Annotated in this window: 17 protein-coding genes and 1 pseudogene; 14 read left to right on the top strand and 4 right to left on the bottom strand. The window is 50.6% G+C overall.

All coding sequences use genetic code 11. From position 1 onward, the window contains the following. Nucleotides 1-152: 152 nt before the first annotated feature. From H8K38_RS14900 to H8K38_RS14890, 3 genes and pseudogenes are all read right to left on the bottom strand, one after another. A pseudogene (locus tag H8K38_RS14900) lies at nucleotides 153-329 on the bottom strand (acyloxyacyl hydrolase); the annotation flags it as partial. A gap of 14 nt (nucleotides 330-343) precedes the next feature. Then, nucleotides 344-2,329, bottom strand: coding sequence for an ATP-binding protein (locus tag H8K38_RS14895; RefSeq protein WP_186885613.1), 1,986 nt, complete (start codon nucleotides 2,327-2,329; stop codon nucleotides 344-346). 68 nt (nucleotides 2,330-2,397) lie between these two features. Continuing rightward, nucleotides 2,398-3,267 carry a phosphate/phosphite/phosphonate ABC transporter substrate-binding protein gene (locus H8K38_RS14890; protein ID WP_186885612.1) on the bottom strand — a complete coding sequence of 290 codons (870 nt, stop codon included), beginning with the start codon at nucleotides 3,265-3,267 and terminating at the stop codon, nucleotides 2,398-2,400. A 205-nt stretch (nucleotides 3,268-3,472) separates the two neighbouring features. Between H8K38_RS14890 and H8K38_RS14885 the strand changes: the two genes are divergently transcribed. The 7 genes from H8K38_RS14885 to clpB all read left to right on the top strand — a co-directional run bounded on the left by H8K38_RS14885 (nucleotide 3,473) and on the right by clpB (nucleotide 10,544). Further along, nucleotides 3,473-4,018: a glycine zipper 2TM domain-containing protein gene (locus H8K38_RS14885; protein WP_186885611.1), complete on the top strand. Its 546-nt coding sequence runs from the start codon at nucleotides 3,473-3,475 to the stop codon at nucleotides 4,016-4,018. A 97-nt stretch (nucleotides 4,019-4,115) separates the two neighbouring features. Further along, nucleotides 4,116-5,321 carry a gephyrin-like molybdotransferase Glp gene (gene glp / locus H8K38_RS14880; protein ID WP_186885610.1) on the top strand — a complete coding sequence of 402 codons (1,206 nt, stop codon included), beginning with the start codon at nucleotides 4,116-4,118 and terminating at the stop codon, nucleotides 5,319-5,321. A gap of 30 nt (nucleotides 5,322-5,351) precedes the next feature. Further along, nucleotides 5,352-5,609, top strand: coding sequence for a molybdopterin converting factor subunit 1 (gene moaD, locus H8K38_RS14875; RefSeq protein ID WP_186885609.1), 258 nt, complete (start codon nucleotides 5,352-5,354; stop codon nucleotides 5,607-5,609). Nucleotides 5,610-5,612: 3 nt separating this feature from the next. Beyond that, on the top strand, nucleotides 5,613-6,116 hold the full coding sequence (gene moaE, locus H8K38_RS14870; RefSeq protein WP_186885608.1) for a molybdopterin synthase catalytic subunit MoaE: 504 nt from the start codon (nucleotides 5,613-5,615) through the stop codon (nucleotides 6,114-6,116). 5 nt (nucleotides 6,117-6,121) lie between these two features. Beyond that, a complete protein-coding gene (crcB, locus tag H8K38_RS14865; protein WP_186885643.1) occupies nucleotides 6,122-6,496 on the top strand; it encodes a fluoride efflux transporter CrcB in 375 nt (124 codons plus the stop codon). Nucleotides 6,497-6,729: 233 nt separating this feature from the next. Continuing rightward, on the top strand, nucleotides 6,730-7,683 hold the full coding sequence (gene pip / locus H8K38_RS14860; RefSeq protein WP_255422997.1) for a prolyl aminopeptidase: 954 nt from the start codon (nucleotides 6,730-6,732) through the stop codon (nucleotides 7,681-7,683). A 266-nt stretch (nucleotides 7,684-7,949) separates the two neighbouring features. Beyond that, complete coding sequence (gene clpB, locus H8K38_RS14855) at nucleotides 7,950-10,544, top strand: ATP-dependent chaperone ClpB (protein WP_186885606.1); 2,595 nt, start codon at nucleotides 7,950-7,952, stop codon at nucleotides 10,542-10,544. 48 nt (nucleotides 10,545-10,592) lie between these two features. Here the strand turns inward: clpB and H8K38_RS14850 are convergent, their stop codons facing one another. Further along, nucleotides 10,593-11,417, bottom strand: a complete 825-nt coding sequence (locus H8K38_RS14850; protein ID WP_186885605.1) for a helix-turn-helix domain-containing protein — start codon at nucleotides 11,415-11,417, stop codon at nucleotides 10,593-10,595. A 99-nt stretch (nucleotides 11,418-11,516) separates the two neighbouring features. Here H8K38_RS14850 and H8K38_RS14845 point away from each other — a divergent pair, with 99 nt between their 5' ends. From H8K38_RS14845 to H8K38_RS14815, 7 genes are all read left to right on the top strand, one after another. Then, on the top strand, nucleotides 11,517-12,761 hold the full coding sequence (locus H8K38_RS14845; protein ID WP_186885604.1) for an MFS transporter: 1,245 nt from the start codon (nucleotides 11,517-11,519) through the stop codon (nucleotides 12,759-12,761). 66 nt (nucleotides 12,762-12,827) lie between these two features. Continuing rightward, nucleotides 12,828-13,322, top strand: a complete 495-nt coding sequence (gene rraA, locus H8K38_RS14840) for a ribonuclease E activity regulator RraA (protein ID WP_186885603.1) — start codon at nucleotides 12,828-12,830, stop codon at nucleotides 13,320-13,322. Between the two features lie 47 nt (nucleotides 13,323-13,369). Further along, nucleotides 13,370-14,212, top strand: a complete 843-nt coding sequence (locus tag H8K38_RS14835) for a TatD family hydrolase (RefSeq protein WP_186885602.1) — start codon at nucleotides 13,370-13,372, stop codon at nucleotides 14,210-14,212. Between the two features lies 1 nt (nucleotide 14,213). Beyond that, entirely contained in the window at nucleotides 14,214-16,631 is a 2,418-nt protein-coding gene (locus tag H8K38_RS14830; protein WP_186885601.1) for a DNA internalization-related competence protein ComEC/Rec2, read from the top strand. Then, nucleotides 16,606-17,460, top strand: coding sequence for an alpha/beta fold hydrolase (locus tag H8K38_RS14825; protein WP_255422996.1), 855 nt, complete (start codon nucleotides 16,606-16,608; stop codon nucleotides 17,458-17,460). The genes H8K38_RS14830 and H8K38_RS14825 overlap by 26 nt, the downstream gene beginning before the upstream one ends. Nucleotides 17,461-17,463: 3 nt before the next feature. Then, complete coding sequence (locus H8K38_RS14820) at nucleotides 17,464-18,414, top strand: lipid A deacylase LpxR family protein (protein ID WP_186885600.1); 951 nt, start codon at nucleotides 17,464-17,466, stop codon at nucleotides 18,412-18,414. 99 nt (nucleotides 18,415-18,513) lie between these two features. Further along, nucleotides 18,514-20,151, top strand: a complete 1,638-nt coding sequence (locus H8K38_RS14815; RefSeq protein ID WP_186885599.1) for a CTP synthase — start codon at nucleotides 18,514-18,516, stop codon at nucleotides 20,149-20,151.

Below are 20,151 nucleotides of genomic sequence, written 5' to 3'. Positions count from 1 at the left end.
TTATTTCTGATCCTGACGTCTCTTCCCATTACCACTCCTTATTCAGCCGTCTTCTGCTCTTCGATCTTACTGACCAGCGGTCAGTACGCCGGGTAAAGAAAAAGGAGCCCGCAGGCTCCTTTGTTTGCTTTGCTGCCCCGATTCTCTACCACTTAGAAGTGGTAGCCAACTTTAACCGTGGCGACATTCACCCCAGGGTTGGGCTTTTTAATAGCGCCGTTGGAGAAATGCTGAATCTTGAGGCCTGCTTCCCAGCCGTTGCTGAACACGTAGCCTACGCCGATGTGATCTCCGAACTGGAATGCCGTCGAAAAGGCGCGGCCGTTATTTTACTGGTTTACGACTACGCTTTATTGCCAGCAATTTTTGCTAAGACTTCGTAAAGGATAGCGCGGTTGATTGGTTTGGTGAGGTATCCATCAAGGCCGGATTTTAATGCTTCTTCTTTTTCGTCCAACATCGCCGAAGCTGTTAATGCGTATATCGGTATTTTGTAAGCGGTCTTTTTTTCTTCTTCAAATTTACGTATTTCTTTTGTTGCTTCCATGCCGCCCATGACTGGCATTTGCATGTCCATTAAAATCAGATCAAATTCATTTTCTTTCCAGTAATTAATCGCTTCCAAGCCATTATTTGCCAGAGTAGTGGAGTGTCCTTGCCGTTCAACTAAATTTGTAATCAGCGTTTGATTAACGAGATTGTCCTCAGCAATTAAAACTTTTAACTGACGTTGAACTGAACTTTGATGTTGACGTTGTTTCCGTTCGCCTGACAGGGTTTGTTTCTCAGAAAATTTCAATGGAAAACTGAATGTGAATTTACTTCCTTTTCCTACTTCACTTTGTATGGAAATGCGCCCACCCATGAGTTGTGCCAGTTTATGGCTGATACTGAGCCCCAGGCCTGTGCCGCCAAAGCGACGTGTGGTAGAGGCATCTTGTTGAGAAAATGCGTCAAAGATATAGGTTTGTTCTGATGCCGGGATACCAATACCTGAGTCAGTAACTGAAACGAGTAACTGAGGCGCATCTTTTACATCGCGACTAACGGCAACATCGAAATGAACGCCTCCCCGATCTGTAAATTTCACTGCATTCGCAAGCAGATTGTGAACGATCTGGCGGATGCGAACTGGATCGCCGACGATGACATCGGGTAAATCTTCAGCGAAATGACATTGCATACTGAGGTTTTTCTTATGAGCACTAATTTCGTGTAACTTGAATATTTCATGCAATAAGTCATGCAGTTCAATATCGATGAACTCCAGTTCAATTTTGTCGGCCTCTATTTTGCTGAAATCAAGAATATCGTTGATGATGACCAGCAAATTTTTAGCGGAACTATGCGCCATATTCAGGAATTCTCGTTGCTCAGCCGTGAGTGGCGTATCCATGCTTAGCTCCAGCATGCCGATCACGCCATTCATCGGTGTCCGTATCTCGTGACTCATATTCGCGAGGAATGCACTCTTTGCCTTGTTGGCTCCTTCTGCAGCTTCTTTCGCTGTTATCAGATCCTGTCGTATCTGTTCGGCTTCAGCTACCAGTTTTTCTATGCTGCTGAGAATGACAGAAATATTTTCTCCTTCGATAGGTTTATCTTTGACGTCAGGTAGCAGGCTGATCAGAATTTGCTTGAGTGAAGTGAGGGTGTTTTCGCGCTCATTGAGTTCAGAGCGCAGTTGACTCGCAGTGTTTTGCAAGGCGATCAGTGTTGCTCTGATTTCCAGTGGCGCATTCTGGATCAGTTTGGCGTACTCACTGTCGTGACCGCTCAGCGTTCCCAGTTGTAAAACCTTTGATTTTTGCAGACTTCCCAGCCAGAGTTTAAGGGGGAACCAAATCAATATCAGACCGAACAGGAAACTTGCTAACGTCAACGCTGATGCTACCTGCATCATTTGCCACATTCGATAAGCAACTTGGGCGTCATCGTAAACCAGTCGCAATACTCCGTAATCTTCGCCGCCGACTTTGATGACGCGATTATCATCATACAGATGATCTTCTACCCGACGAATAATCCACGAAGGAATATCATTTTTATTGATGTTGCTTCTCTGGGAGCTTTCGATAAGACCTTGCTGCATGGGGATGAATTTTGCTGCAGCAAAATTAGGGCTGAGTACCATGCTGTCTAGCGTATGTTTGATACTGTCATAATCCCCGATGACGGCGCTGTCGGTAACGGTTCTCGCTGCGACTTCTAGCATGGAACTGGCGGATTCCTGCACCTCTTCAATTTCCTGCGTAAAACGTGTTTCGTAATATAAGGCAACGCCGGTACACATCAATAACAGCCAGGTGGCGGAGTACAGCAAGTACACCCGCAGTACCAGCGATTTCGGTAGAAAAAATCTTGAGAGTCGCACTTGATGGGCTTTTTAAGAAAGATTTAACGTAAGCTTGCGGGAGCCGATTGATAAAATTTTCTGTAACTCGCGTATTCACTGCCATCCGATGGGATGAAGTAAGTATCGCCCGTCAGGCCGATTTTTGTGGACGCCTGATGCAATATCTCTTTTCCTTGCGGATCATTTTTCATATTGAAGAAAGCGTCAGAGACTGCTTTTAAATCGGCTGGTTTTACTTTATTCGACGCCATCAATGCCAGATCATAATAAGGTTCAGACGACCACAGAATGCGGAATTTTTTCTTTTCGCGGGTTGAATAAGCAGCGATTAATTGCGAATTACCGCCTGTCGCCTGCACTTTACCTGCCAGTAACTGTGCGAGGGCGCCATTCTGATTGCCGCCAAAAATAACATTCACGTCAATACCTTTGCTGATCAGGTGTGCCATCGGCACTTTGTAAGCGACCAGCGCTTCCGGGCCAGGAAATGTGATGTCCTTACCTTTCAGTTGACTGATGTCGGTAATTGGCGAATCTTCAGGGACGACGATTTGCCCGCTGACGGGCGGCACATTTCTGCGACCAAACACTTTCCAGCCTAACTTTTCGCGATCAGGGGAAAATAAATGATTGGTAAATGCAAAATCGACTTCTTTGGCCAAAACAAAACTGGTTGTATCAGCAGATGTTCTGCCTATTTTTAAACTTAGTTTGACGCCGCTTTTCTCTGAGACATAATTAATGATCGGATTCCAGTATGCGGCGGTCAGATTGATGTCGTATTGATTGACCGGCGAGAAGCGGTACGCGGTATTTTCAGCGTATCCTTTCAACGGAACGCAGGTACAGACGATCAAGGCGACAGAGAGTAATTGTTGCCAGTAGTGGCGAAAAACAGTCGTATTCAACATGATTGACCTGATCAGATATGGTTGTCAGTGGAAGATTATAGTCATGTTGAAAAATGACAATGTAAATTCTCTATTCGTCGGATTGCTTACGAGTGAACCGCCGTGAAGGAAATAGAGGATATCTTGCGCTTCAGTTTCATATCCGTGTCAACATGCGGCGGCACTTTTGCGTTATCACTAGATGCGATCTTTTTGGGAGTCAGACATGCGAACTAAAATACTGGTAACGACGTTGGTGATCACAGCACTTTCCGGCTGTGCAAATCAACGCTATACCGAAAACTACCCACAGCAATATCCGAATCAATATCCGCACCAGCATTCCCGACAATATCCAGATCGTCAGCCGAATACATATCCTCAGTATCAGAATCAATACCAGAACCAGTATCAGAATCAGCAAAATTATGGCGAACTGGCAACGATCGTCGGTATGCGTAATATTGCTGTTGACGGTAATGTATCGGGTGCGGGAACCGTGGTTGGCGCGCTGGTTGGTGGTGTGCTTGGCCATCAGGTCGGCAAAGGCACTGGCAATGACCTGGCCACGATAGGCGGTGCCATTGCTGGCGGTATCGTCGGTAACCAGATGGAGCGTGGTTCGGCAGGGCAGAAAATGCGCACCGAACTGACCGTACAATTTCCTAACGGCGAGACACGCACCATGCTGATCGATAACCACGCCGGTTATCGCGTCGGCGACCGGATACGGGTGACAATGCAAAACGGTCAGCTGATTCCTATGCAGTAATGCGGATGTGTCGTATCCCCCGAAGGTAGCAGTGTGTCATTACTGCCTTCGGGATACAATGCGGGAATACGTACTTCATCATTCCTGAGCATGTGATATGACCGAAAAAAAATCTATGTTGAGCGTCGATCAGGCGCTCAATTTTTTATTGTCAGCGGCACGCCCGCTGACTGACACCAATCTCATTCCGACGATCGATGCGCATGGCCGCGTGCTGGCACAGACACAGTCTTCACTGCTGCACGTGCCACCGATGGACAACACGCAAATGGACGGCTACGCGGTGCGGGCAGCCGATTGCGTCAGCGGCGAAGCGCGCCTGCGGGTCGCTCAGAGGATTCCAGCCGGACATATAGGCGCACCATTGGAAGCCGGAACGGCTGCCCGAATTTTTACCGGAGCGATGATCCCAGCCGGAGCCGACGCCGTCGTCATGCAAGAGCAATGCGTGGTTGATGGTGACTATGTCGTCATCCGTCATCAACCGCAAACAGGCGAATGGATACGCCGTCAGGGTGAAGATATCGCTGCTGGTGCGACCATATTGCAGCCCGGAACCCGCTTGCGGGCGCAGGAACTTGGGCTGGCGGCCTCGGTTGGACTGGCGCAATTACCCGTCATCCGCAAACCACGGGTTGCAGTCTTTTTTACCGGTGACGAACTGGCGATGCCGGGTGAAGCGTTGAAACCGGGTGCAATCTATAACTCCAATCGCTTTACGCTCACCGGCCTGCTGCAGGACATGGGCTGCGAGATTACTGACTACGGCATCGTGCCGGATACACTGGCGGCGACGCGTGATACCTTGCGTAAAGCAGCACAGGCACATGATTTAATTATTACCTCCGGTGGGGTTTCCGTTGGTGAAGAGGATCACATCAAGCCCGCGGTGGAAGCGGAAGGGCGTCTGAATATGTGGCAGATCGCTGTGAAACCGGGTAAGCCGCTCGCCTTTGGTGAAGTCGGGCAGGCATTTTTCCTCGGTCTGCCGGGAAATCCGGTGTCGAGTTATGTGACTTTCCTGTTATTTGTGCGCCCGTTTCTGTTGCGTATGCAAGGTGTTGAGCAGGTCGCGCCGCAATCTTACGTCATGCGTGCCGATTTCAATTGGCCTAAACCCGATCGCCGTAATGAGTTTTTGCGCGCCCGCATCAATCCGCAAGGCGGGCTGGATTTATTCCCGAATCAGAGTTCAGGCGTGCTGACATCTACCGTCTGGGGCGATGGTTTGATTGACGTGGCACCGGGGCAGGTCATTCAGGCTGGCGATCAGGTACGTTTTTTACCGTTCGCATCATTTTAGATTTTTCCGCCTTACCGATAAAATTGCATCATGAAAATTCAATTACGTTTTTTTGCCAGCGTTCGTGAAAAACTCGGCTTATCTGAAGAAACCGTTACTTTGCCGGATGAAGTCACCACCGTTGGCGGCGTGCGGGCGTATCTGCAGTCGCGTGGCGGTCTCTGGGCAGACGTGCTGGCCGATGACCGTGCGTTGCGCATGGCGTTTGCACATGTGATGTGTGATGCGGAAACACCCATCAGCGAAGGCGGTGAAGTGGCATTCTTCCCACCTGTGACCGGAGGTTAAATCATGACTGTGCGCGTGCAGACAGCAGATTTTGATCTGAGTACCGAAGTCGCCAACCTGCGTAAAAACAATACCGCGATTGGTGCCATCGTCAGTTTTGTCGGCGTTGTGCGTGATCTGAATGATGGTCAGAATGTGTCAGCGATGGAGCTGGAACATTATCCCGTGATGACGGAAAAAGCGCTTGAGGACATCGTTGTGCAGGCAAACGCGCGCTGGGCGCTGCTCGATACGCTGGTCATTCATCGCGTCGGCGCTTTAATGCCTGCCGATCAGATCGTGCTCGTGGTGACTGCATCGAAGCACCGTGGCGAAGCCTTTGCTGCCTGCGAATTCATCATGGATTATCTGAAAACGCAGGCGCCGTTCTGGAAAAAAGAGCAGACACCGGAAGGAGCACGCTGGGTTGATGCGCGCGAAGCCGATGATCAGGCGCTGAACAAATGGGGCATCTCTGCAAACAATGCCGCGACAGATTCTGCCTCACCTGACGGAGCGTCAGCATGAACTGGCTGGGCTGGCTGGCGGTTGGTAGCGGTGCCGCATTGGGCGCATGGCTGCGCTGGGGGCTGGGTTTGTGGCTCAATGGCGTACTGACGCAATTGCCGGTGGGAACGCTGGCCGCGAATCTGGGCGGTGGTTATATCATCGGGCTGGCGGTGGCTTTTTTTACGGCTTACCCCGATTTGTCACCGGCGTGGCGATTATTTCTGGTGACAGGCTTTCTCGGCGGCCTGACCACGTTTTCCACGTTTTCTGCCGAATCCATGACCTTGCTGCAGCGGGGCGAGTTTGGCTGGGCGCTGGCACACATCAGCGTGCATTTGCTGGGCTCTATCCTGTGCTGCTTTGCTGGTTTTGCCAGTTACCGCGCTATCGCTGGTTGAATTATTGAAAAAGGGGGAGTATGTCCTGTTTTTGCCTTATTCTCAGCGAAAACAAAGGGCTTTAAAATATACTCGGGGGAGTATATTTAACTCTTAAAAGGCTGTTTTTTCTGGTTTTTGGCTTGCTGCAACTATTTCGCCGTGTCGTGCCGTGTCCCTGCACATACTTGCCCTTCCGTACACTACTGTAAACCACATCATCTGACTGAACTGACATCATGACAAGCGACACCATGCGCACTGTTTTTCCTGAAATTGAACCCTACCGTAGCGGCACGCTGGCGGTGGATGAGCTGCATACGCTGTACTGGGAAGAGTGCGGTAATCCTGAAGGGCAGCCAGTGCTGTTCCTGCACGGTGGCCCCGGTGCGGGCACTTCACCGTCGCACCGTCGTTTTTTTGATCCTGCGCATTACCGCATCGTGTTATTCGATCAGCGCGGCGCCGGTAAATCCACCCCGCTGGGCGAATATCGGAATAACACCACAGCGCTGTTGATTGAAGACATAGAAAAAATTCGCGTCATGCTCGGCATACCGCAATGGCTGGTCTTTGGCGGTTCCTGGGGTTCCACACTGGCACTGGCGTATGGCGAAGCGCATCCTGAACGCTGCCTTGGTTTTATCCTGCGTGGCATTTTCCTGTGCACTAAGACCGAGGTTGATTGGTTCGTCAATGGCATGGGATATTTTTATCCTGAAATTCATCAGCGTTTTGCTGAAGCGATTCCAATTGAAGAGCGTGGCGATCTGCTGCAGGCGTATGTGAAACGCTTGTTTTGCGATGATCCGGCGATCTACATGGAAGCTGCGCGTAACTGGAGTCGTTACGAAGGTTCCTGCCTGTTTCTGAAGCCACAAGCCGAGGCAATAGCCAGTTTCGAATCCGATGAGGTCAGCCTCGGCATCGGTCGTCTGGAGGCGCATTACATGCTGCACGGCGCTTTCATGGAAGACGATGCCTTAATCCGCAACATAGCCAAAATCCGCCATCTGCCGGCCGTGATCGTACAAGGGCGTTATGACGTGATCTGTCCACCGGTATCGGCCTATCGCCTGCATCAGGCGTGGCCGGAAGCCGCTTACCATGTGATTGGTGACGCCGGTCATGCCGCGATGGAGCCGGGGATTGCCTCTGCGCTGGTGCAGGCCACCGAAGATTTTAAAACGCAGCGCCGGTTTTCCTGAGTCCGGCCACATCTGTTGTATTCGCTCATCGAGTGCCTCTGAGCTGTTCTTTTGAACAGCTCAGATTGTTTCTGACTTGCCAAAATTTGCGTCGTCAGAAAGTACCGCCGGAAAAGCGTGATATGGCGCAAACAAAGCGTAATTCAAGGTATATATTTTCAAATTTGATTTGCCGAAAAATAAGGCAGGCAGTATCTTTTGATCATGCTTGAAATCAGCATAGCCGTCCCAAATTGTAGCGATAATTCATCATACAGGAGCAGCAAATGCGTCTCGATAAACTCACTACCAAGTTACAGGAAGCACTGGCTGACGCGCAAAGTCAGGCAGTCGGCAATGACAATCAATATATAGAACCAGTACATGTGCTGCTGGCCTTAATCAATCAGGAAGATGGCGGCAGCCGTTCACTGCTGCAACGCGCAGGTGTGAATGTCAATGCGCTTGTGAACGGACTCAAAAGCGCCATGGATCGTCTGCCGAAAGTTTCCGGCACCGATGGCCAGGTGCAGATAGGTCGTGAATTAACCGGCTTACTGAATCTGGCAGACAAGGAATCGCAAAAACGCGGTGACGAGTTTCTGGCAAGTGAAATGGTATTGCTGGCATTGTCCGATGATAAATCCGAAGCAGGCAAACTGGCGCGTGAAAACGGCCTGACCCGTAAATCATTAGAAGCCGCGATTTCGGCAGTGCGCGGTGGCGGTAACGTCAATTCGCAGGATGCCGAGGGACAGCGCGAAGCATTGAAAAAATACACACTCGATCTGACCGAACGGGCACGTCTGGGCAAGCTTGACCCTGTGATCGGGCGTGATGATGAAATCCGTCGTGCGATTCAGATTTTGCAGCGTCGCAGTAAAAATAATCCTGTGCTGATCGGTGAACCCGGTGTCGGTAAAACCGCGATTGTCGAAGGTCTGGCGCAACGTATCGTCAATGGCGAAGTGCCGGACAGTCTGAAATCCAAACGCGTGTTGTCGCTGGATATGGCGGCGTTGCTGGCGGGGGCGAAATTCCGTGGTGAGTTTGAAGAGCGCCTGAAAGCGGTGCTGAAAGAAATAGCGCTTGATGAAGGGCAAACCATCGTCTTCATCGACGAGTTGCACATCATGGTCGGCGCGGGTAAAGCCGAAGGTGCGATGGATGCCGGCAATATGCTGAAACCGGCACTGGCCCGCGGCGAGTTGCATTGCGTAGGCGCGACTACGCTGGATGAATACCGCAAATACATCGAGAAAGATGCCGCGCTGGAGCGTCGTTTCCAGAAGATTATTGTTGATGAGCCTAGCGTCGAGGCAACGATTGCGATTCTGCGTGGCTTGCAGGAAAAATACGAAGTCCATCATGGCGTTGACATTACCGATCCGGCAATTGTCGCTGCGGCTGAATTGTCGCATCGCTATATCACCGACCGCTTTTTGCCTGATAAGGCAATTGATCTGATTGATGAAGCTGCATCAAAAATCAAGATCGAGATCGATTCGAAACCAGAGGTGATGGATAAGCTCGATCGTCGTCTGATTCAGTTGAAAATCGAACGTGAAGCGGTGAAACGTGAAAAGGATGAAGCGTCCCATAAACGTCTGGCGCTGATCGAGGAAGAAATCGACAAACTGTCGCGTGAATATGCTGATTTGGAAGAAGTCTGGAAAGCCGAAAAAGCCATGGTGCAGGGCAGTACGCACATCAAGGAAGAGATAGAGAAAATCCGCGTCCAGATGGAGGAGGCAAAACGCAAGGGTGACTGGCAAACCATGTCAGAGTTGCAGTACGGACGTTTGCCTGAGCTGGAGGCTCAGCTCAAACAAGCTGACAAACAGTCAGATAAAGAGCCCGAGGCTGACGGCAGCAAGCTGAAATTACTTCGTACGCAAGTGGGCGCAGAAGAAATTGCCGAAATTGTTTCACGTGCTACCGGTATCCCGGTTTCTCGCATGATGCAGGGCGAGCGCGAAAAATTGCTACACATGGAAGATGCGCTGCATGAACGCGTAGTTGGTCAGCACGAGGCGATCGTTGCTGTTTCTGATGCGATCCGCCGTTCGCGTGCCGGTCTGGGTGATCCTGGCCGTCCGTACGGTTCTTTCCTGTTCCTTGGCCCGACCGGTGTCGGTAAAACTGAGCTGTGTAAAGCGCTGGCAAATTTCATGTTCGATACCGAAGAGTCGTTGATTCGTATCGATATGAGTGAATTCATGGAAAAACACAGCGTGGCTCGGCTGATCGGTGCGCCTCCGGGTTATGTCGGCTATGAGGAGGGTGGTTATCTGACCGAAGCAGTACGCCGCAAACCATACAGTGTGATTTTGCTTGATGAGGTGGAAAAAGCACATCACGATGTATTTAATGTCTTGTTGCAGGTGCTGGACGATGGTCGTATGACCGACGGACAAGGTCGCACTGTGGACTTTAAAAATACCGTGATCGTAATGACATCGAATCTGGGCTCGCATCAGATACAGGCGATGGAAGGCAGTGATCCTGAGGTCGTGAAAATGGCAGTCATGGGCGAAGTGAAAACCCATTTCCGGCCTGAATTCATTAACCGGATTGATGAGATCGTGGTATTCCATGCGCTGGACGCTAAAAACATCGGTGCGATTGCGAAGATACAGCTCAAAACGCTGGAGCAACGTTTGTCGCAAATGGAGATGGGCTTACAAGTCAGCGATGCTGCCTTGCTGAAAATTGCCGAAGCTGGCTTCGATCCTGTGTATGGCGCACGTCCTTTGAAACGTGCGATACAGCAGGAAATCGAAAATGTTTTGTCGAAGCAAATTTTGCAAGGAAAATTCGGACCGAAAGATATTATTTCGGTTGATGCGAAAGATGGTGAACTTGTTTTCGGTAAAGTGTGATTAAATAGCCGGGAGCAAGTTACGGCGGTGCATCAGCACCGCCTTTTTTTATGTCTGCTGAATTGAGTTGCTGTTTTTTCTGCTGAGAGGTCTTCTATTAAAGAAAATAGTCGGAGTTGTACCCAGCGTCTTTTTGAACATCGCAGAAAAAGCAGACTGACTGGTATAGCCGAGTTCTGTTGCGACTTGTGATAATGACATGCCTGATGCGATGAGCGGCGTTGCCATCGCAAGACGCATTTGCTGACGCCAGTGACTGAAACTCATGCTTAGCTCTTTGTGAAATAAACGGCTCAGAGTTCGCGCTGATGCGCCACTATGTTTTGCCAACAGATCCAGACTTTCCTGATTGGCGGGATTGCTGAGCAGACGTTCGCATAAGTTTTTGAGCCTTTTGTCTTGAGGCATGGGTAAGTGAATGGGCAGCGGTCTGGCTGCCCGCAATTCGTCAAAGATCACTTCAAACAGGTGAGTTTCACGACTGCATCCCCGCTCAAATTGTGCCATTGCCGCGATCAGCTCGCGTAACAGGCCAGATACTTCGATGATTACGCAACTGTCGGTGGGAAATGGATTGAAATCCTTGTGTATTTGTAGCACGCGTAACTGCGAATTTGCAAAGGTGCGCACTTCATGCACCATGTCTGGCGGTATCCATACTGCACGCATTGGTGGTACAAACCAGATATTGCCATCAGCAAGCACCTGTAGCATTCCTTGAGGTGTATAGGTTAGTTGTCCCCATGCGTGCTGATGTGCTTCCAGATTTCTGGCATGTTTCATATCCCTGGAATTGAGCCGTATCGGACGCATTGGTGTCGGATGTCTTTCCGGCGGATGTGGTTGATAGCGCGTCAGTTGGCGAGTACGCATAATATGGCAGTTTTGAGATAAATAATGTCATGTTATCTTAAATCTGCCTGAGGGAAATTCCTTAGACTGACGCTGTTTTCTTCAAATTCCGGAGTTTTTATGTCTACAGCAGAAATTGTGCCCGGCTCGCCAGTGCCGCCTACTCAGGTAAAACAAGATGCGATGGTGATAGGTCTGGTCGGCGTCGCCCACGCTATTTCGCATTTTTTTCATATGATTCTGGCACCTTTGTTTCCCTGGATTAAAGAAGCCTTCAGTTTGTCGTATGCCGAACTTGGCTTGTTGATGACGGTGTTCTTTGTCATTTCAGGTATAGGGCAGGCTTTGTCCGGGTTTGTCGTCGATAAACTCGGTGCACGTACGGTCTTATTCTTTGGTATCAGTTGCCTTGGATTTGCCGCGCTGGTGCTGTCATCGGCACAAAATTATGCAATGTTGTTGCTGGGGGCGATGCTGGCCGGTGTTGGTAACAGTGTGTTCCATCCTTCTGACTATACTTTGCTGAATAAACGGGTGTCACCAGCGCGGCTGGGATACGCATTTTCTGTGCACGGCATCAGCGGTAATCTGGGCTGGGCTGCGGCGCCTGTTTTTCTGGTCACGATTGCGCAATTCACGACCTGGCGCACCGCCTTATTTTGTGCAGCCTTTCTGCCTTTCATGGTGCTGACGCTCTTGTTTATTTATCGCGATTTATTGCATACCGACATCGTTCATCCGGCGCATCCACATGCCAGTGCTCATACGAAAGAAGGTGTGCTGGATTTCCTGAAACTTCCCGCGATCTGGATGTGCTTCGGTTTCTTTTTTATGTCGGCGATGGCGCTGGGTGGCATACAAAGTTTTTCCGCCGCGGGTTTGCGTGACCTGTATGGCATGTCCTTAAACGCAGCGACCACGGCTTACACCATGTTCATGCTGGCGTCGGCATGCGGCATGTTGCTGGGCGGTTTTCTGGCCGCCAGAGCCAGTCACCACGACAGAATTATTACGCTTGCATTCAGTCTGGCCGGTGTGTTTTCACTGTTGCTGGCGACCGGTTGGTCGAACACGCTGATGGCGATAGTGCTGATGGCGGGAATCGGCTTTGGTTCCGGTATCGCCGGACCATCCCGTGATTTGTTGATTCGCGCTGCAACGCCGAAAAATGCGACTGGCCGCGTGTATGGCATCGTCTATTCCGGTCTGGATTCCGGGCTGGCAGTTGCGCCGTTGCTGTTTGGCGCCATCATGGATGGCCGTCATTCTTCGTGGGTGTTTATCTGCGTCGGTGTATTTCAGGTGCTGACGATACTGACTGCAGTCAATGTCGGCGGTCGTACCCGGGCATTGGCTGCCGCATAGTCTCAGGCTAAAATGATTCGGTCTGCCACTTTTGGCAGGCTTGAATAATAAGAAAGAGGACAACTCATGAGCTTTGCAAGCTGCGATATCTGTGATGCTAACGAAGATAAATTGGCGAGCGGTGAGCTGGCAGCACTGCCACCGGTATTCAAGAGTTACGGGGCGATGACAAAGTTCAGCGGACCTGCTACCACCCTGAAAGCGTTTGAAGATAATGGCATGGTGCGCTCAGTGCTGGAGACTCCGGGTAACGGTCATGTTCTCGTGATTGATGGCGGAGGAAGTCTGCGCTGTGCTTTAGTTGGCGGCAATCTGGCGGTACTGGCTGAGGAAAATGGCTGGGCCGGTATCGTCGTTCATGGTTGTATTCGCGATGTCGATGAAATCAACGCCTGTAACATCGGTGTCCGCGCGCTGGCTGCGATGCCCGTCAAGAGCATCAAACGGGGCGGCGGTGAGCAGAATCTGCGCATCGCTATTGCTGGCGTTGCGGTCTCTCCAGGTGACTGGATCTACGCGGATGCCGATGGCGTGCTGGTCGCCAGACAACAATTGCACTGACCCGCAAATGCTGTGATATAGAAAAAGACTCAAGGAAAGTTATCTGCATGTGGATAGACACACACTGCCATCTTGATGCCTCTGAATTTGCCGGGGCATCCCTTGCTCTGGCTGAGGCAGCGGCGAAATCAGGTGTGTCTGCAATCGTGATTCCTGCAGTACATAAAAATAATTTCGCTGCCGTCGAAGCTTTATCGCAGCAACGTGAGGATTGTTTTTACGCGCTCGGTATTCATCCTATGTATGTGCCGACTTCGGATGAGAAAGACTTATTGTTTTTGCGTGAAAAAGTGGCTGCATTGATGAGCCGGGACAACACGTCAAATGTGGCGACAGATGTGCAGAATCAACTGCCTGCGAATCGCTTTGTCGCCATCGGTGAAATCGGGCTCGACTTTTTTGTCCCCGCGTTGAAAGAAAGTCTTTTGCGGGAAAAGCAGGAATTTTTTTTTAGCGAGCAACTGAAAATTGCGCGTGAGTTTGAACTTCCGGTGTTACTACATGTGCGACGTTCGCAGGATACGGTACTCAAGTATCTGCGTCGTATCTGCGTACCGGGTGGTATTGCGCATGCGTTTAATGGCAGCCATCAGCAAGCGCAGACATTTATCGATCTTGGTTTTAAGCTGGGGCTGGGTGGGGCGATGACCTATACGCGTGCGTTGCAAATCCGGCGGCTGGCGACAGAGTTACCTCTGACCGCACTGGTGTTGGAAACAGATGCGCCGGATATGTCTCCCAGCTGGATTCCACACGCGATGAATACGCCGGCAGAGTTGCCTGCAATCGCCGCTGTGCTTGCCGGGTTGCGCGGCGTGACGCCTGTCGACGTCAGCATGGCAACGACCGCCAATGCACAGGCGGTGCTGCCGCGTATGCGCAGATCCTGATATGCAGGCACTGTGCATCGGCCTTGCGATCGGTGTCACTTTGGTGCAGCAGCAAGCTGCCTTGCTGGAGGTGCATACTCTTTTCCTGATGTTGTTTGCTGCAGTCTTGCTGATGCTGGCGGGCTATCGTTTTTCTATCTATCAGAAACTGCCTGCGGTCGTAAGAGTGTTATGCCAGATGCTGTTTGCTGGCATTGTTGGTTTTGTCTGGGCCAGTCTGTTCGCCCATTTTTATCTGACGAGGTCTTTGCCGGCAAAGTATGAAGGCAAAGATCTGGTTGTGCTGGGAACGATAGATAGTTTGCCCGCATATTTTGACCAGGGCGAACGATTTAATTTTGCTGTGGAGCGCGTCATCAGTCCCGATTTGTCGGTCGATGAACGTCAACATTTTCCTGAAAAACTCGCTTTGTCGGCGTATCAAGGTACGGAAGATTTGCATGTGCAGCCGGGCGAACGTTGGCAATTCAATCTGCGGTTAAAACGTCCGCATGGCTCTGCTAATCCACATGGCTTTGATTACGAAGTCTGGTTGCTGGAGCAGGGAATACGCGCAACGGGAACCGTCAGACCCGCATCATCTGTTTATCCGAATCAACGTCTGCAAGAATTTGTCTGGAGTATTTCTAACGTCGTTGAGCGTTGCCGCGCCACGCTGCGCGATCGTATTCATGCCGCGTTGCCCGGGAAAGCCTATGCCGGAGTGATTGTTGCGCTGGTAATCGGCGACCAGCGCGAAATTTCGCAATCGGACTGGACGGTGTTCAATCGCGCGGGAATAGGTCACTTAATAAGCATCTCAGGATTACACATCACGATGATCGCCGGTTTGTTCGCCGGGCTGATTTCTTTTCTCTGGCGACATTCATTTTTTCTCAACTTATCACTGCCTTTGATGGTGCCTGCGCAAAAAGTAGCGGCGCTTGCCGGAGCTGTTATTGCGTTTCTGTATGTGGCATTAGCGGGATTTGGTGTGCCTGCGCAGCGTACCTTATACATGCTGTGCGTCGTTGCGCTGGCCGTCTGGAATGGTCGGGTGACCAGCTTTTCATCGGTATTGTGTCTGGCACTGGGATTGGTTGTATTACTTGATCCGTGGGCGGTACTGTCTCCGGGGTTCTGGCTTTCTTTTGGTGCTGTCGGCGTTATTTTATTTGCTGCAGTTGGCTATGAAGACAGTGGTGCTGTCACCCGGCGACAGCAGCTTGCATCATCCTTGCGTGTGGCGACGCGAACGCAGTATGCCGTGACCGTGGGTCTGGTTCCTCTGACGATGTTTTTATTCGGGCAGTTTTCTCTGATCAGCCCACTCGCGAACGCCGTCGCGATTCCTCTGATCAGTTTTGTCGTGACACCTCTGGCTTTGCTGGGAAGCGTTCTGCCTTCAGGTGCGTCTGCTGTGGTGTTGTCGCTGGCGCATGAGACTGTGCAAAAGCTGGCAACTGTTCTGAGTTGGCTAAGTGCTTTCCCGGTAGCCGTATGGACTGCGGCTTATCCTCCTTTCTGGGTGTTTGCGCTGGCACTGGCAGGTGTTGTCTGGATGTTGCTGCCGAAAGCCTGGCCTATGCGCTGGCTAGGGATATTTTGCTGCCTGCCTTTGATTTCTCATCAGCCAGTACCAGTCGCTGAGGGACAACTGAAAGTGACTGCGCTGGATGTTGGGCAGGGCATGGCGTTGTTAATCGAGACCAGTGCTCATCGTTTGTTGTACGACACCGGCCCGGCTTATTCTGCGGAATCGGACAGCGGCAGCAGAATTATTTTGCCTTACCTGAAAGCACATGGCATCAATGGGCTCGATGCCATGATCGTGTCACATAACGACAGCGATCATTCGGGTGGTGCATTGAGCATACTGAAGCAAATGCCTGTCAGTCTGGTGCTGAGTTCATTGAATTCTGACAGTGCGATTGTGGCTGAATCGCGACAACACCGGCGTTGCCAGTCCGGTCAGGTATGGCGCTGGGATGGCATCTTGTTCGAGATATTGCAGCCGGTTGCGGCGAGCTATGACAGCACGAAATGGAAGCCGAATGCGCGCAGTTGCGTCTTGAAAGTATCGACCAGTCATTACGCCATGTTATTGCCGGGAGATATCGAGGCAGTGCAGGAAGATGAGCTGGTGAACAGTATTCCGGATAAGCTCAGAGCTGATGTGTTGCTGGCGCCGCATCACGGCAGCGGTACATCGTCCACGCCGGAGTTTCTGCAAACTGTGCGACCAGAGTTAGCTATTTTTCAGTTGGGCTATCTGAATCGTTACCATCATCCTAAAACTGAAGTCTGGAATCGCTACGCTGATTTTGGAATAAAACGTCTAAGAACCGATGAATCGGGTGCAATCACATTACAATTCGGTACATCATTGCAGTTTACTCAATTCAGACAGGAGCATGCGCGTTATTGGTACGCACAATAATGCAGTATTCATTATGGTGGAAAAAACCGCTAAGCCAGTCCTTCATTTTGTTCATGGGAATAGTTTCCCTTCCGGTACTTACAGGCTTTTTCTTGATCAGTTGCGTGATGTCTATGATGTGCATTCCACGGATATGGTCGGTCATAACGCTGCTTATCCAGTGACGGATGGCTGGCCTTGCCTCGTGCAGGAATTGATAGCAACTCTGCTTGAACGCTACACACAACCAGTGATACTGGTGGGGCACTCTCTGGGCGGCATTCTCTGCTTGCTTGCTGCTTCTGAACGTCCAGATTTGGTAAGGGGCGTGGTTGTTCTGGATTCGCCTATCGTTGCAGGCTGGCGCGCTTTCCTGCTGCGTATATTCAAGGCATTTGATCTGGATAAAAAAGTGTCGCCAGCCCGTTTTGCTGAAAAGCGCAGGCATATCTGGAAAGATAAGGAAGCAGCCTACCAGCATTTCGCTGCCAAAGAATTATTCGCCATCTGGCCGCCTGAGGTATTGTGGGATTACATACATGCAGGCGTTAAGCCTTGTCCTGAAGGCGTGACTTTACGTTTTACACGCGAAGTGGAAACGGCAATCTATCGTACCTTGCCGCATAATTTGGGACGTTTGCTACGGAATCCACCGTCAGTACCTATCGGTTTTGTCGGTGGAACAGAGTCTGTTGAGTGTCGTCAGGCGGGAGACTTTTACACTAAAAAACTGATGGGTAAGCACTACACCCTGATACAGGGTGGGCATCTGATCCCGATGGAAGTGCCCTTGCAAACAGCGGCTGCAGTTAGGCAGACGCTGACTGAATTGAATTTATATCCGAAATAAAAAATGATGAGATCAAGAAAATTAGTTTTATCTTTGTCTGCGCTGACGACGTTGTGTCTGAGCAGCTTTGCTTTTGCCGACGACAGCCATATCTTGCCATCCTTGTCTGAGTTTGTTCAGGTCAGGGAAGCTGGAAAAACCATCTGGCAACTGGAAATTGAAAACGATAGTCTGTTGATGAATAAGGACGATCGTTTTTATACCAGCGGTAATCATTTGCAGCAAAGCTTTGTCCGTCAGACAGCCGAGCAATCGACCGAATACGGATGGCGTATTGGGCAGGATTTATATACATCGTCCGACATCAAACTACTGCCGTCGCAGTTGGCGCGAAATGACCATCCCTATGCCGGCTGGTTATATGCCGGGGTGTTCGGTCAGAAAACGCAGATGACAGGACGCAGCTGGCGCTGGAGCGTGGATGTTGGCTGCCTCGGACCTTGCGCTGGCGGCGAGTGGACGCAAAATCATCTGCACCGTATTTTGCAGCAGGCGCAGCCTCAAGCCTGGAGCACGCAATTGCGCAACGAGTGGGGTCTGGTTTTGGGTACAGAAATGTCGCCGGGACGTTTATTGCCGTTTGAGGGAGTGGATATTTCGCCACGCTTCAAAGCGCGGTTCGGCAATATATTTACGGATGCCAGCGCGCAGCTGGAATTGCGTGCCGGCACCTTGAATCGTCTGCCGCATCAGCCTGCAAGTTATGCGTTTGCCAGAGCAGAGGCAAAAGTCGTGGGCTATAACGCAACGATACAAGGCGGCTACTTCAATAACGAACAGGGAAAGCTCACACCCAAACGATCAGGGGGAGAAATAGAGCTGGGTTATTTATGGCAGGCTGAAAAATATGCCGTCAGTGCATCCGTGTTGCGAAGAGCAAATGAAATCAAGGAAATATCAGATGCGACTGGCGCGCAGAATTTTGTCAGATTGCAATTTTCTTATGCGATGTAAGGCAAAATAAGTTGTTAGTGCGAAGGGGGAATTCGCGTACATGTCCGAGAGTGATGTATAATTCGAATTTCCCGCTTGTGCCGTTCGGCACCTTCTGCAATGACTAAGTTTGTATTCGTTACGGGGGGCGTAGTCTCCTCATTGGGTAAAGGCATCGCTGCCGCCTCTCTCGCCGCCATCCTTGAATCACGCGGCCTCAAAGTCACTATGCTCAAACTGGATCCGTACATTAACGTTGATCCGGGTACCATGAGCCCATTCCAGCACGGTGAAGTATTTGTTACCGATGACGGTGCTGAAACTGATCTGGATCTGGGACACTATGAGCGTTTTATTTCTTCAAAAATGAAGAAAGTAAACAATTTCACGACCGGTCAGATTTATGAATCCGTGATCCGCAAAGAACGTCGCGGCGAATATCTCGGTAAGACCGTGCAGGTGATTCCGCATATCACCAATGAAATTCAGGAATTTATTTACCGTGGCGCTGAAGGCGCAGATGTGGCGCTGGTTGAAATCGGCGGTACCGTCGGTGATATCGAATCATTGCCTTTCCTCGAAGCCGCACGTCAGTTGAGTCTGCGCGCAGGGCGTAACGCCGCTGCCTTCGTGCATCTGACGCTGGTGCCTTACGTCGCCGCTGCCGGTGAATTGAAAACCAAACCAACGCAGCACAGCGTACAAAAATTGCGCGAGATCGGTATTTTCCCTGATGCCTTATTGTGCCGCGCTGACCGCCGTATCCCTGATGATGAACGGGCGAAAATTTCTTTGTTTGCCAACGTTGCAGAAGATGCAGTGATTTCTGTGTGGGATGCCGACACCATCTACAAAATTCCACAGATGCTGCACGATCAGGGGCTGGATAAAATCGTTTGCGACAAACTGGCTTTGTCACCGAAGCCAGCAGATTTATCTATGTGGGATAAATTGATCTATGCGCTGGAAAATCCAAAAGAAGAAGTCACTATCGGCATGGTTGGTAAGTATGTCGATCTGACCGAGTCTTATAAATCGTTGACAGAAGCGTTGCGTCACGCCGGTATTCATACCGAAAGCCGCGTGAATATCGAATACGTTGATTCCGAAGAAATCGAAGCACATGGTACTAAAGCGCTGGAAAAATACGATGCGATTCTGGTACCAGGCGGATTCGGAAAACGCGGCGTCGAAGGTAAGATTCTTGCTGCGCGCTATGCACGCGAAAACAAAATACCTTACCTCGGCATCTGCCTCGGTATGCAGGTTGCGTTGATTGAATATGCCCGTAACAAAGCTGGACTGACATTGGCAAATTCCACAGAGTTTGACCCTGAGACAGAACAGCCAGTGGTTGCGCTGATCAATGAATGGCAAAATCATGATGGCAAAGTTGAGAGCCGCGATGAAAATTCGGACCTCGGCGGCACCATGCGTCTCGGTGCGCAGACTTGCGACATCAAACCCGGCACGCTGGCTGCAGAAATTTACGGCAACTCAGTGACCGAGCGTCACCGTCATCGCTATGAAGCGAATAATCATTACCTTGATCGCGTAGAAGCGGCTGGTCTGGTTGTTTCTTCCCGGACGGCGACAGAAGGTCTGTGCGAGATCATGGAGTTGCCACGCGATGTACATCCTTGGTATATGGGTGTTCAATACCATCCTGAGTTCAAGTCAACTCCACGTGATGGCCACCCATTGTTCATTTCTTTCGCCAAAGCTGCACTTGCCCATAAAAAGGCTCAAGGAAAATAA

The sequence above is a fragment of the Undibacterium sp. FT79W genome (assembly GCF_014284215.1).
GTDB lineage: Bacteria > Pseudomonadota > Gammaproteobacteria > Burkholderiales > Burkholderiaceae_D > Undibacterium > Undibacterium aquatile.
Note: the sequence above shows the minus strand (reverse complement) of the source record. Positions and strands in the feature narration are given on the sequence as shown.

Bases quoted from the DNA above. Each gene is read 5' to 3' on its own strand.
- H8K38_RS14850 (WP_186885605.1), bottom strand. From the start codon at position 11,417: ATGCGTACTCGCCAACTGACGCGCTATCAACCACATCCGCCGGAAAGA.
- rraA (WP_186885603.1), top strand. From the start codon at position 12,828: ATGAGCTTTGCAAGCTGCGATATCTGTGATGCTAACGAAGATAAATTG.
- moaE (WP_186885608.1), top strand. From the start codon at position 5,613: ATGACTGTGCGCGTGCAGACAGCAGATTTTGATCTGAGTACCGAAGTC.
- H8K38_RS14815 (WP_186885599.1), top strand. From the start codon at position 18,514: ATGACTAAGTTTGTATTCGTTACGGGGGGCGTAGTCTCCTCATTGGGT.
- H8K38_RS14830 (WP_186885601.1), top strand. From the start codon at position 14,214: ATGCAGGCACTGTGCATCGGCCTTGCGATCGGTGTCACTTTGGTGCAG.
- H8K38_RS14820 (WP_186885600.1), top strand. From the start codon at position 17,464: ATGATGAGATCAAGAAAATTAGTTTTATCTTTGTCTGCGCTGACGACG.
- moaD (WP_186885609.1), top strand. From the start codon at position 5,352: ATGAAAATTCAATTACGTTTTTTTGCCAGCGTTCGTGAAAAACTCGGC.
- H8K38_RS14890 (WP_186885612.1), bottom strand. From the start codon at position 3,267: ATGTTGAATACGACTGTTTTTCGCCACTACTGGCAACAATTACTCTCT.
- H8K38_RS14845 (WP_186885604.1), top strand. From the start codon at position 11,517: ATGTCTACAGCAGAAATTGTGCCCGGCTCGCCAGTGCCGCCTACTCAG.
- H8K38_RS14885 (WP_186885611.1), top strand. From the start codon at position 3,473: ATGCGAACTAAAATACTGGTAACGACGTTGGTGATCACAGCACTTTCC.
- clpB (WP_186885606.1), top strand. From the start codon at position 7,950: ATGCGTCTCGATAAACTCACTACCAAGTTACAGGAAGCACTGGCTGAC.
- H8K38_RS14835 (WP_186885602.1), top strand. From the start codon at position 13,370: ATGTGGATAGACACACACTGCCATCTTGATGCCTCTGAATTTGCCGGG.
- glp (WP_186885610.1), top strand. From the start codon at position 4,116: ATGACCGAAAAAAAATCTATGTTGAGCGTCGATCAGGCGCTCAATTTT.
- H8K38_RS14825 (WP_255422996.1), top strand. From the start codon at position 16,606: ATGCGCGTTATTGGTACGCACAATAATGCAGTATTCATTATGGTGGAA.
- pip (WP_255422997.1), top strand. From the start codon at position 6,730: ATGCGCACTGTTTTTCCTGAAATTGAACCCTACCGTAGCGGCACGCTG.